Below are 13,824 nucleotides of genomic sequence, written 5' to 3'. Positions count from 1 at the left end.
GAGAAACTGCGACTTTTATCCACTCAATATCCCTGGGTCTGCTTGATTTTTCCCTCACCCACATTGATAACATACTGGGGCACCGGAAACAACTCCGAAGGACCATGCGTAACTTTCCCGGCAGCTTCCAGTGCGGATGCCCATTTACCATGACGGACCAGATCAATTTTTCTGATTCCCTCAAAGTAGAATTCCCAGCCTCTTTCACGCAGAATCGCATCATTGAAATCTGCCTTCGACGCCGTCGCAGCAGCGGGAAGCGCAGCCAATCCACCATGTTTCAGCCTGACCTCGTTTACGAGCGCAACAGCTTCGGCAGTCGGGCCGGCCTGTTGGTTAATGGCCTCAGCAAGCATCAGAACAATATCAGCATAACGTAAAACCGGTATGTCGTTGCCCTGAATATCAGCACCGGGAGAAGATTCGTCAGGATATTTTCTTAAAACCGGGCCACGCATATTGGCTCGGCTCCTGACCTTTCCTCCATTATCGGTATAGGTTGGAATGAGCAGCGCGCGCCTCTTGTCGGTTGCCTCAAAGGAATCATAAAATTGCCAGGTTGGACAGAATACTCCACTTGGGCTGCCCCAGCCTCCGCCCAGTTTTACACTCTTGAAGTCGCCGGGAAGACAATAAAGTGCCATGGCATTAAAATTCCCACCTCCCTCTCCGTTAGTCGGTGCTACGGGATCACAGTTTACAGCCCAAATTGTTTCTGAGTTTACCTCGGTAGACTCCCTGAAAAGACCTGCATAATCGCTGACAAGATTGTATTTCCCCAGTGTTATCGTTTCTCTTGCAGCCTTTTCCGCTTCCGCCCAGTTCTTTTCATTGAGGTATAACCGGGTTAACATACCCAGCGCGAGGCCTTTGTTGAACCTTCCGTATTCCGACGGGCTCAACGGCAGATTATCAGCAGCAAACCGCAGGTCCGAAACGACAGTCGAAACAAAAGACTCTCTGGACGGACGAGTAAGATCACTTTCAGCATCCGTATTGATTTTGGAAGCATCGAGAATGACCGGAACCGGGCCATACATATGTAGCAGATAGTACATCGTCCAGGCGCGTCCCATCCGTGCTTCGGCAATAAATTTCTTTTTTGCGGTTTCACTGATCGTCGACTTTTCCACGTCGGCAATGACCTGCGTCATGCGTGTCACATAACGGACTTTCTCAAAATGGCTCTGTTTTCCCTGTGTTTTCAGGAAAGTAAAATCTCCTTTACTGAAAAACTCCCAAAAACCGCCCCACTCCGTAAAAATGTTCATCTGATCAGTCGGCAGGTCAAACATGGCAAGATGGCCGTATTCAGGACTGAAGAACATATTTTGATACTCGACATCGCTATATCCCCACTTTGAGCCAAACGGCTTATAGGCCTGCAATGCGTACAGTTCAAAATCCGCTTCTGTCTTGGGGAAATTAGCCGGAGAAAGCACACCGGTGATCACCGGATCAAAATTATTGTTGCAGCTGCTGATCGAAACGACCGTAGCCATGACGCTGGCAAAGAATATTTTTTTCATGATATTGAATGTCTTGATGTTAGAAATTGGCCTTCAGTCCCAGCGATACTGTTCTTACCATTGGATAAGGTGCGGGACCGCCTTTGATCGAGCTGGCTTGTATTTCAGGATCCACGCCTTTGAAACCAGTCAGGATAAAGGCATTCTGAACGTCGGCGAAAACTCTTACGCTTTTTACATATTTGGCAAGACCCTCCGAGCTGAATGTATAACCCAGCGTAATGTTACGGCAGCGAAGAAAATCGCGTTTTACGAGACGAGTATCGAGTCCTGCATCAAGCGCAATAGCACCTTCATTGTAGGCTGCCCCAGAAAGGGTTCCGTTGGGATTGGCAATGCTCCACGCATCTTTGATACGCTCTGTACCACTTTGATTACCGGATAATAACCCGACCGGATCCCCCCAAAGCGTGGTGTAATCATTGCCCCAGGCGCCGTACTGCCCATACAAGAACACGCTCAGGTCAAACTTCTTGTAAGTGAAATTATTGCCAAGTCCCACAATCGCCTTCGGTATGCCCGAATAACTTTTCACGTCCTGGTAATCAAGTTTTGCGTCACCATTTTGATCTACAAAAATCGGATTTCCGGGTTTTGTTGCAGCAGCTGGCTGCCATGCAGGCACTTCCTGACCGACCTGTAAAATGCCGTTGGTCTTGTAAACGTAGATAATATCACCACCAACCGGATCATTGACATGACCATACTGAGCAGGCGGATCGTTTGGAAAACGTTGCACCCATCTATTTTTAAAATGTGTTATGTTAAACGTCGTATTCCAGCTGAAATATTTGGTCTTAACATTTTCGGTATTGAGACTAAGCTCGGCTCCCTTTCTGCGCTGATGACCGCCATTGATCGGAGAAGTTGAAATTATCGATAATTGCTGCGTGGTCGCGCTACTTAACAGTCTTGTCCGGTTTTCGGTAAAGACGTCGATTGAACCTGTAATCCGTTCTTTGAATAATCCGAAATCCAGTCCGGCATTAAAAGTTTTGGTAATTGGCCAGCGCAGATTTGGGTTATCAAAAGCAGTCAGGCGGTAAGGGAAGTAAACGACCGATCCGTTGCTGAATGTGACTGCATTCGGATCAGCACCATAGGCCCCGTAAGCCACACTACCCGGACGTTCCCCCGTTGTCCCATAACTGGCTCTCAGCTTCAATGTACTGATAGTCTTTATGTTCTCCATAAATCTTTCGTTGTTAATTTTCCAACCGGCGGAAACTGATGGGAAATTCTGATATTTATTATCAGGGAAAAATTTATCTGCTCCGTCTCTGCGAACGGTAAGAGAAAGGAGATATCGATCAAAGAAATCGAAATTACTTCTGACAAAAAATGACCTTAATTTGTTTACGCCACGATATGAGCCTATAACTTTTGGCCCTGTTGCAGAAGCCAGATTATCCGTATTGATCGCATCCTGTAAATTGGAAGTTTCAACACTGAATCCCGAATAGTCTTCCAGATACTGGCCTACACCAGTGACAACATCCAGATTAAGCCAGTCTCCGAAGGATTTCTTGTAGGATAATGTCCCTTCCATAGTCTGGTTCTGACGGCGTGTCTCAGCAAGCGAGGCTCTGGCCTTGTAAAGCTGTCCCCAGAAAACGGTGACAGGAATATAAAAATCACGCACCGAATACTCGCTGTTATTTCCGTAAAGCAGTTTCGCGGTAAGCGTGTTGGGAATAATGTCAATATCCAGCGAAGTGTTGGCAAGTAATCCCTGCGCCTTGGTTTTATCCTTGATATCAAGCAGTGAAACCGGGTTTCCCGTTATAGCAAACTGGCTGTAAGTACCATCGGTATTGTAAACCGGAACTGACGAAGGATAGGCAAGTGCCGCTTGCAGGGCATTAAAACCCTGTGCTCCCGAACCACCCGCCTGCCAACCTGCCTGCGGATTGCTGTATTTGTTACGGTTCGCATTCACGTTGACATTCAACCTGAATATTTTACTTAAAACAAACGATACATTTAACCTTCCTGAGAACCGGGTCAGATCTGATTTTTTCAGCGAACCTACCTGGTTAAAGTAGTTGCCCGAGAAAAAATAAGTCGCTTTTTCGGTTCCTCCATTAACACTGATATTGTGATTATCAACGCTTCCAGGGCGCAAAACCTCACCAAGCCAATCGGTACCGGCTCCCGCGTTCTGAATCTGCTGATCTGTATATTTCTGGGTATAACCACTCAAATCAGACGCTGCCTTGCCAAAAGGTGCCATGTTTCTGTCGGACTGATATTTATCCTTGCTCAGCTGATTATAATAAAGCATGTAATCCTGCGCATTAAGCGGTTTCAGGTACGGCATATTTCTCGAAAACGAATGGCTTCCGTCATAACTTACACTCATGCGTCCGGCCTTTCCCTTTTTGGTGGTAATAATCATTACCCCGTTTGCAGCAGAAACGCCATAAATGGCCGCACTGGCATCTTTCAAAAACTCGATAGACTCAATGTCGTTAGGGTTCAGTCCCGCAAGCCCTCCCCGGTTGACACCTTGTATTTCCACCGATCCGTTGCCTGGCTCCATGCTGCTGCCCGGGTAAACCACGCCGTCGATAACCAAAAGCGGATCTCCTTTTCCACGAATGGAAACTGAGATATTACCTCCGGGCTGCGAGCTTTGCTGCGTAACCTGCAAACCTGCCGCCCGTCCGAAAAGCAATTCAGACACGTTATTATTTGCTGATGTCGGGATCTTGGCCGGGTCCACTTTTGAGATAGCCGTCGTCAGGTTCTTTTTAGCCGTTGTTCCATATCCGACCACCACAACTTCATCCAGATTTTGTGTGTCCGTGATCAGTTTTATGTCAATAACTGTTCGGTTCGAAAGTGAAACCTCTTGTTTGACATAACCTATAAATGAAAATACCAGCGTCTGATTTTCGCCCGAAGCCGTAGGAATTGACAGTGAATAATCTCCATTCTGATCTGTGGATGTGCCAGTCGTATTACCTTTCAAAACAACGTTTACTCCGGGAAGTCCGCCTCCGGAATTATCGGTGACCTTTCCTTTTATGACCTGCTGCCCGAAAACAAGGGTGCAGGATACCATTAGGAAAATGTGCAAGAGCAGTAATTTTTTCTTCATTGCGTGATGGATTAAGATTTATGAATTCACAGCCTGAACTGCGATGCAAGGTAGATCGGATGGAAAATTTCGATTAGAAATAATCTGACACAAAGCAATAATTTTCCGATATTCGTATAGTATTTGTTATATTTTTTGTTCGAAAAATGAGTTTTTACGCTAAAAAAGGAATGCAACGGGACGGCAGGATCAGAAGAACATGGTTGATCATTTCCTTTTTAACGATGATATGTCTGGCCGGTTACGGGCAGGAAAAAATTTTCAGCACCTTATCTGTTCGTGAAGGCCTTCCGACCAACCTGATCAATGCCGTTGCACAGGACAAAAATGATTTCATGTGGATCGCCACCGGCGATGGCCTGGTACGTTACGACGGATATCGTTTCAGAATTTTCCGCAAAGAAGCCGGTGTCAATTCCCTTCCCGGCAACGAGGTCCAGACAATCCTGAGCGATGGAGACGATCTGTGGGTTGGAACCCGAAACGGTTTATGCAAAATCAACACGATAACGTTTCAAATCAAACGCATCCCGCTTGGTCGCCATACGGCGATACGCTGCATTTTAAAAGATGGTAACAAAGTCTTATGGCTCGGCACAACCACAGGACTCGTCCGATACCATATCAGGGATGCTTCTTTTAAGTTGTTCAATACGCAGAACTCGAAACTCAGCCATAACACGGTCCGGACAATTTATCAGGATAAAAGAAAAAATCTGTGGATCGGAACCTATGACGGGGTCAGCAAACTAGACGGCAAATCACAAACCTTTACCCGCTTTAACCTAAAAAAGAAAGGAAGCCCGCAGTTGAAAAACAATCTTATCTGCGATATTAAACCAGTTGCACAGGGCGGAGACTCACTGCTTTGGGTGGGCACAGATACAGGCCTTTGCAAGTTTAACACAATAACAGGTAAAAACGAGAATTATTCGGACGACAAACTTCGTCTGAGTAATGGTGTGGTCAAATCCATTTACACAGATCGCGAACAGAATGTCTGGCTGGGAACAGATTTTGGCCTTAATGTTTACAATTCCATTCGGCAAAAAAACCTGACCTATTTCCATAACCCGCAAGTACCCTATTCGATTGCCAATAATGTAATCTGGCAGATTTTCGAGGATAAAGCCGGCGTGCTCTGGTTTGTTACTTCCAACGGCATCAGCAAGATTAATCAGTATGACAACCTGTACCAGTACCATCATGTCACAAATCAGCTCAATGGACAAACTGTTGGCAATCAGGTAAAATCCATTTTAATCAGCAAAACAGGAATTTACTGGATTGGTACACTACACGGTGTAATCCGTTTTGATCCGGCGACCGGCGAAATGAGAAAATTTGACGCAGAAACGCCCAAGCAAAGCCGTTTACTGATCAACAATGTGACCACGCTTCGGGAAGATAGCCGCGGCCGTATCTGGATCGGGACTGTCGCAGGTATTAACGTATGGAACGAGCATACGCAGACCATGCAGAGCCTCACCGCCAGTAAGGCGACCGGATTGCTTTCCAATTATATCAATAATTTCATTGAGATCCCTGACGGAACGCTGCTCGTTGGAACCTGGGAAGGAGGAATTTTTCAGACAAAAGGAGATCTCGAAAATCCTGAAAACCTGAATTTTCGGCTGATATCCAAAGTAGAAACTGAGAAATTTTTATACGCCGCGGGCGCCATCTGGCTCATCGAATTTGATGAGCTGTTCCGGCTTGATCTGAAAACATTCAAAAAAGTAAAAGTTGCGGCTTTTCAAAAAGTGGCAGAAGGTAAAACGGTCAGCAGCTTTTTCATCGCAAAAAATGGAATGCTTTGGGCAGCGACACAAAACGGTTTGATCGGGTATAATGCTAAAACCGACCAAGCTAATTTTCATGCAATCCCAAACAACAACGTGACACGGACGGCTATCACCGAAGACAAAACCGGCAACCTATGGACGGCGACCAATACCGCTCTGGAAAAATTTACGATCAATAGCAAAAAAGTAGAATTTTACCCGCTTAACAAAAACCTGCCGCTCAAAAGTTTTTATGCAGGCTGCGTGGCCAGCTCAGATTCCGGGGTGCTCTTTTTCGGCGGGGACAATGGTTATATCTCTTTCTCTCCGGATAAAGCAGTCGCAAACGGATACAAACCCCGGGTGTTTTTGACCAATCTGCTGCTGAACAATCAACAGGTTTCCATCGGAGAAAAAATAAACGACCGGATCATTCTGGACAGAGACATATCATTTACCCCCAAAGTAGAGCTCGATTACGGCCAGCGTTCTGTTGAACTGCAATTCGCCGCCCTGCATTTCTGGCAACCCGAAATCAACACCTACGCCTACAAACTGGAAGGCGTTGATGAAGACTGGAACACGACCTCAGGACTGAAAAATTTTGCTGTTTATTCTAATCTTTCACCGGGCACTTATATTTTCAAAGTAAGGGGCACCAACAACAATGGCATCTGGAGTGACCGGATCAGCAGCACGGAAATCACCGTAAATCCACCTTTCTTTTTGAGCAAGGGTTTTCTCGCGCTGTATGCCTTACTTGCAGGAGCAGGGATATACCTCGCTTTGAGGATTTACTCGGGAAGGATAAAACTGGAAAATGAATTAAAGATCAGCAAGCTGGAAATAGCCCATGCCGAAGAAATCGAACAGACCAAAGAACAATTTTTTACAAATATCTCGCACGAACTGCGCACGCCGATCAGCCTTATTCTGCCTCCCATACATCAGATTATGAAGGACGGACAGCTGAGTCCCGAAAACCATGAGCTGATTGCGCTGGCCGAGAAAAATTCAAACCGGCTGCTTCGCGTGGTAAACCAGATACTGGATTTCAAAAAGATGCAGAGCGACACCCTTTATCTGAACCCGACCAGAGTGGAAATGATCGGGCATCTTCGTGAACTGTATTCTCACTTTTCGGATAAGGCGGTCAGACATCAGATTGAGTACATTTTCGAAAACAATGTGCCGTCCTGCGACATGTATGTAGACCCGGAAAAAGTTGAGACGATGATCCTTAATCTTTTGTCAAATGCGTTCAAATTCACCCCGAAAGGCGGCAGAATAACGTTTAAAGCCAGTGTAGTCCGGAATAGTGAATTTCCAGCGGAAGTATTTGAAATAGAGATCTCAGATACCGGCGTGGGTATTTCTACCGGGGAGCAGGCCCGGATTTTTGAGCGCTTCTATCAGACTGCCGAATCTGTTAAAATGGAAATGGGGTCCGGCATTGGTCTGGCTCTCACTTTGGAATACATAAAAATGCACAAGGGGCAAATTCATGTAAAAAGTGCGCCCGGACAAGGAAGCACCTTTACTATCCATCTGCCTTTTGAACAAACGAATGACATAACACCTGAGCATGAGAACATTGAGATAAACCAGGTTCTGAATGCTGCTTCAACTGTTCCGCTCCAACCTGCTGAACCGTTATCAGAACAGGAAAAACCATTACTGCTCGTAGTGGAAGACAACCCGGATATGATTGATTTTATCCGGATCAGTCTTAAAGATAAATATCGTTTTCTGTTGGCCGGAGACGGAGAAGAAGGACTTCAAAAAGCGAATGAATTCCTGCCTGACGTGATTATCTCCGACGTGATGATGCCGGTTATGGATGGACTGACTTTTTGTAAAAAAATCAAAAGTACACCTAGAACAAGCCAGCTGTCGGTGATCCTGCTCACTGCCAGAAGTCTGACCTCGCAAAAGATCGAGGGAATACGCACCGGCGCAGATGCCTACATTACCAAACCATTCGACATCGAACTTTTGGACGCTCAGATCGGGAATCTGCTTCACCGAAAAAAGGAGCTGACTGAGTATTTCAGGCACGAACTTATCGTTTCTCCGGCCAAGGAAACCAGCAGCGAAAGCATGGATGATAAGTTCGTCAAAAAGGTAATGAATATTATTGAAGCCAACATTTCAGATTCCGATTTCAGTGTTGAAATTTTGAGTTCGGAAATAGGTATGAGCTCTGCACATTTATCCCGGAAGTTAAAATCTCTGACACATTTTTCAGCAAACGAGATCATTAAAAAGTATCGGATAAAAAAAGCTTCATTACTTCTTGAAAATAAAGAAGGCAACGTTTCCGACGTGATGTACGACGTAGGATTTTCCAACCTCTCCTATTTCTCAAAATGTTTCCGCGAAGAGTTCGGTGTAACGCCAAAAGAATACTTACGGAGAAGTGGGAAAACATTTGATTTTGAGGAGATTTGAAACGCCAGACCGAAATTCATAGTTTAGTTTTAAAGAAAAACTAAACTATGATATTAACCAAAAATCCGTGTTTAAAAACTACCTCCTCTCATTATAAATCCCAAACTCCGCAACCGTTGGTGCTTCTTTGAAGTTTGTAAATTTCACCCGCACTTTCTGGCCATTGACGCGATCGAAGCGTATCACTTTGATTCTGTTTTCATTTATGCCCTCGCCCAACGGATACCATTTGTTATTAGCAAAATAATCCAGCTGATACCGGCCACCATGCACTTTGGACGAAGTGATTACCACATTATTAAAGCCGGTTTCCTTCACCAAATCCACTTCAAGCCAGGGCTCCTTAACACTCGGATTTGACTCCCAGCTGGTCTTAAAATTATCGTCATTGGCAAAGTCCATGATCATCATGTCATTCGCCCAGCTGGCATTCGCAGGACGGCCTTTGGCCAAATTGGAAGAGATAATCGGCCCGTCATTAGCAGGGAGCGTTGGAGTGCTAGCCGGTTTTTTATATAGTTTTCCGATTTCTTTCAATGTTGTAATCACATTGTCATCAATAAGCCCGTCCCGGTTTGGGGCCACGTTTAAAATAAAATTACAATACGATTTATTAAAAGGAATCAGATTTTTGTTGACAAGATCATCGGCCTTTTTGACCGGCGTTGTCGGAAAGGAAGATTTCCAGAACCAGTATTGATTGATCGGCAGACAAGATAACGCCGGCAACCTGTTGCTTTCTTTGGAAATGTGCTGCCCGGCTCCTTGCTCGTACGATTTTATATCGGTATAAAACAGCGCCTCAGACGGATATTTAGCAGCATTGAGGTCCATGACAAGGCAAGCTGGCTGTATCGATTTAACCAGATTGTAAATTTCCTCAAAAGGCACATCGTCATAAGAAATCCTTGACCAGGGTGCGTCCCAGCCGTCGATGATCAGTGCTGAAATCTCACCATAATTGGTCAGTAACTCCGTCAGCTGTTTTTTTATCATGGCAATATGGGCAGGCGTAATCTGCCCCGGACGAATTTTATGGTGGGTATCCAAAATGGAGTAATACAGCGTGACCTTCAAGCCCTGCTTGCGAAACGAACTGGCATACTCCGCCACGATATCCTTTTTATAGGGGCTGTTCATGACATTGTAATCCGTGGTTTTCGTGTCCCATATTGCAAAACCACTGTGATGTTTTGTCGTCAGGCACCCATACGTCATATTTGCTGATTTGGCCGCCTCTGCCCACTGATCTGTGTTCAGCTTTTTTGGGTTAAAAATTGCAGGGGACGCATCCGGATCGGCCCAGTCATCCGGTCCGTAGGTGGGAATGTTGTAATGAATAAACATCCCGAAGCCCAGATCAACAAATTGCTGCTGAAGGCTGACCAGTGATTTTTCAGCAAGATTTTGTTGCTGAGAAAATCCTGTTTCCGGGCAAAGGAATAAGCCGGCAAACACAACCAGAATGACAGATAAACGATTCATTTTAAAGACGATACTTATTATTTTAAATACAATAAATTTTCAAAAAACGCACCAACAGAGCCAACAAAAACCGTTACCAATAACAGGTCCAAAAACCGGATTTATTTCGTTGGCGGAAACAACTCAAATTCATTCACCCCAAAATACCTGTAATATTCGTCGATAACCAGTCTGAATTTTTGGGCAGTAACAGGTTTAAATTCCTGGTTCCAATCTCCCATTTTATTACCATCAGCCAAATTTACCCATTTACCATCTGCCTGATATTGTACTTGGAATTTCCTGATTTCCGAATCGCTGTATCTGGTTTCGCCAAGTTTTACTTTACCAACCACCTGAGGTTTGCCCAAGTCTACCTCCAGCCAGCCCGACGGCTCATATACCGCAAGAATATCATCGGATAAGTAATGTACATCCTTACCATAAAGTTTGTCAAAATCCACATTTTTTTTACGCCCTATTTTCCAGCTTGTTTTGGGGTTATCGTCAAAAGCTGCTGCGGGATCATGGTAAAATTGCCCTACGGAACTTGAAGCCGTAGCTTTTTTGCCATATGCAACCGAACCGGAAGTTGAGAACGGCGTAATGGGTGCCAAAGCCGACAAATTCTGATCCATGGTTAAAACCGCTATCGTGGCGACAGGATCCATTTTATCGCCTAGAAAACTTAGTTTCAAATCCTTATTAGTTTGCTTGAAACTGATCTTTGTCCCGTCAAGCAAAGCTGCACTTTTGACCTTTGCTCCAATAGCAGGTAACGTTAATTCAGTTTCTGAATTGGTTAACAAATGAACATATAACTTATTGTTTTTAAAGGAACTGACATAATTTACCCCGGGTGTATACACGCCGCCTTTTGTATTATAAATCACCTGCTGGTTTTTTGTGGTCCAGCTACCCATTTCACGCGCTCTCGCTGCAAAATCTTCCGGAAAAACACCCGTGCTGTCCGGTCCGATATTGAACAATAAATTTCCGTTTCCACCTACACAACGCAGCAGTGTATGCACGGATTCTTTAAGACTGCGAGGCTGATCGTTGAATTTCCACGCCCATTGGTGCCCCATGTTGGTACAGGTTTCCCAGGCCGTTTTGCCATAACCAGCCACAAAACCCTCAGGCGTGGCATAATCTGCATATTTCCCCACATAACCGTGGGACTCGTCAGGCGTAAAGGGTTCCAGTCTGTTGTTGATGATGATTTCCGGCTGCAACTTTCTGGCCAGGTTAAAAACTTTTTTCGGAGCTACCGGGCTTGGCCAGCCTTCAAAATCAATCCATAACAAACTTATTTTACCATAATTCGTCAACAACTCCCGCACCTGATCCAAAACCCGTTCTGAAAAAACATCATTCGTTTTGGGGTTACGACAGTCGGGATCTTTCCAATCGGCCACCGAAAAATACCAGCATATCGGCATGTTTGCCTCATGCGCAGCCTGCGCCAGCTCTTTACAAACATCGCGTCCGAAAGGTGTGTTCATGATATTATAATCGGTCGTTTTCGTTTCGAACAAACAAAAACCATCATGGTGTTTGGCCGTCAATACGATGTATTTCATTCCCGATGCCTTGGCAAGAGCCACCCATTCTTTGGCGTTAAACTTTGTTGGATTAAATCGTCTGTAAAGCGAGTCATATTTGGCAGTACCATATTCCTGTCTCGACCAGCTGATTTCCTTTCCGATCAGAGAAACAGGTCCCCAGTGAATAAAAAGTCCCATTTTTGAATCTTGCCACCATTTCAACCTATCAGATAACGGCATCCCGTTTTGGGAAAAAACCTGAAAAACAGAACATGTAAGGAGTAACGAGAGAATAATTTTTTTCATAAAACCGGACGATTGAGATTAATATTTCCTGAACGTTTTTCTGCCATATCACGGCGGATACGATGACCCGATTTTGCGTAATACACCAGATAAGCGTAACAGATTACAGGGATTAGGAATGCATGTTTTATAGTAAATGAATCTGAAATTAAACCCATAACAGGCGGTATCACGGCCCCTCCGACAATACTCATTATAATCAGCGACGAGCCGGTTTTTGTAAAAGCTCCCAGGTCTTTTATGCTAAGTGTGAATAAAATCGGATACATCACGGAGGTAAAAAGACCTACGAAAGCAATGGCATAAACCGACAAATAACCCGCTGTTAACAGTGAAACAAAAATCAAAACGATAGCTGCCACAGCACACAATGCAAGCATTTTCGGTGGATTGACGCGCCGCAGCCAGTAAGCACCGCCCAGGCGACCGATTAATACCAAAGCCATGTATAAAGTAATAAACAAGGCGGCACTCTGCTCGGTCAGACCGGGAATTCCGGATGATTTGGCATAACGGATCATAAAACTCACGATCCCCACTTCCGCTCCCAGATAACAAAAAACACCCAAAGCCCCCAGAATGGTATGCCTGAATTTGAAAACTGATTTCAAACTACCGGATGTTTCATTGCCTTCTTCAATCTTCGGCAGTTTGACAAAACACAGCAGTATGCCAATAACGACAAATAAGCCCGCCAAACTCAAATACGGAGTTTTCACCAACTGCGCTTCTGCATTAAGATATTGACCAAGCTCGGAAGGCGTGAATTCTGCAACCGTAGCTGGTGAAACTTCTGTGGCATGAAGCAAAAACTGGCTACCGATAAAAGGGCCAATCGTAGCACCCAAAGAGCCTACGGCAGAAGCCAGACTTAGTCGGCTGGATGCGCGTTCGGGATCACCAAGCACCGACACATATGGCGTAGCGGTCACTTCCAGAAACGTAAATCCCGCAGCCATAATGAAAAGTGCTCCCAGAAAAAGCGGGTAATAACGTATCTCAGCAGCAGGAAAGAACAAAAAAGCACCAACGGCTGCGGTCAGCAGACCTGTAACCATGCCAGCTTTGTATCCATATTTACTGATAAATTGTCCGACCGGCAACGCCAGCAAAAAATAACCACCAAAGAAAGCTGACTGAACCAGAGATGATTGAAAGTCGGTCAACTGGCAAGCGCGTTTAAGGTGCGGAATCAGTATGTCATTGATATTCCGACTGAGGTTCCAGATAAACATCAAACTCATTACCACCAATAAGGGCACGATCACCGAATTTCGATTTTTCATTTAAGATGCTCATTTAGTAGAAACACCGGCTCCATGGCTACCCATTGCTCGCCCGGTTTTGCCTCAGGAAGTGTTTTCTGAAATCCGGCCATTAATGCGGCCCATTCCGGCTGTCTTGGCATGTCACCCATTTTTTCAAAAGTTTCAGCCAGACTGCTATTCTCTTCATGATCGACAATCATAAAAAGCCTGGTGCCGATCCGATAGATTTGCATATCCAGGACACCAGCCTGCCTGATGCCCTCAGGAATTTCGGGCCAGATATGGCCCGGACGATGATATTGTTCGTAGGCGTCGATGAGTTTCTGGTCGTCTCTCAGATCCAGCGCCATACAGGTTCTTTTTACAGACATA

Annotated in this window: 7 protein-coding genes; 1 reads left to right on the top strand and 6 read right to left on the bottom strand. The window is 45.1% G+C overall.

Annotation, left to right across the window (positions count from 1 at the left end; genetic code table 11):
• Window positions 1–23: 23 nt before the first annotated feature.
• Window positions 24–1,529, bottom strand: a complete 1,506-nt coding sequence (locus tag M1L62_RS13470) for a RagB/SusD family nutrient uptake outer membrane protein (protein WP_254560106.1) — start codon at window positions 1,527–1,529, stop codon at window positions 24–26.
• A 19-nt stretch (window positions 1,530–1,548) separates the two neighbouring features.
• The gene (locus M1L62_RS13465) at window positions 1,549–4,632 is read right to left on the bottom strand and encodes a SusC/RagA family TonB-linked outer membrane protein (protein WP_254560105.1); all 3,084 of its coding nucleotides are present in this window, start codon (window positions 4,630–4,632) and stop codon (window positions 1,549–1,551) included.
• A gap of 146 nt (window positions 4,633–4,778) precedes the next feature.
• Between M1L62_RS13465 and M1L62_RS13460 the strand changes: the two genes are divergently transcribed.
• Entirely contained in the window at window positions 4,779–8,867 is a 4,089-nt protein-coding gene (locus M1L62_RS13460; protein ID WP_254560104.1) for a hybrid sensor histidine kinase/response regulator transcription factor, read from the top strand.
• Window positions 8,868–8,945: 78 nt separating this feature from the next.
• Here M1L62_RS13460 and M1L62_RS13455 read toward each other — a convergent pair whose 3' ends face one another.
• From M1L62_RS13455 to M1L62_RS13440, 4 genes are all read right to left on the bottom strand, one after another.
• Entirely contained in the window at window positions 8,946–10,352 is a 1,407-nt protein-coding gene (locus M1L62_RS13455; protein ID WP_254560103.1) for an alpha-L-fucosidase, read from the bottom strand.
• A gap of 101 nt (window positions 10,353–10,453) precedes the next feature.
• Window positions 10,454–12,184: an alpha-L-fucosidase gene (locus M1L62_RS13450; protein ID WP_254560102.1), complete on the bottom strand. Its 1,731-nt coding sequence runs from the start codon at window positions 12,182–12,184 to the stop codon at window positions 10,454–10,456.
• Window positions 12,181–13,470: an L-fucose:H+ symporter permease gene (fucP, locus tag M1L62_RS13445; protein ID WP_254560101.1), complete on the bottom strand. Its 1,290-nt coding sequence runs from the start codon at window positions 13,468–13,470 to the stop codon at window positions 12,181–12,183. The genes M1L62_RS13450 and fucP overlap by 4 nt, the downstream gene beginning before the upstream one ends.
• Entirely contained in the window at window positions 13,467–13,823 is a 357-nt protein-coding gene (locus M1L62_RS13440; protein ID WP_254560100.1) for an L-rhamnose mutarotase, read from the bottom strand. The genes fucP and M1L62_RS13440 overlap by 4 nt, the downstream gene beginning before the upstream one ends.
• Window position 13,824 lies beyond the last annotated feature (1 nt).

Origin of the sequence: Dyadobacter diqingensis, assembly GCF_024220585.1 — a bacterium.
Lineage (GTDB): Bacteria > Bacteroidota > Bacteroidia > Cytophagales > Spirosomataceae > Dyadobacter > Dyadobacter diqingensis.
The sequence above is the reverse complement of the archived record's forward strand: the minus strand, read 5'-3'. Positions and strand labels throughout refer to the sequence as shown.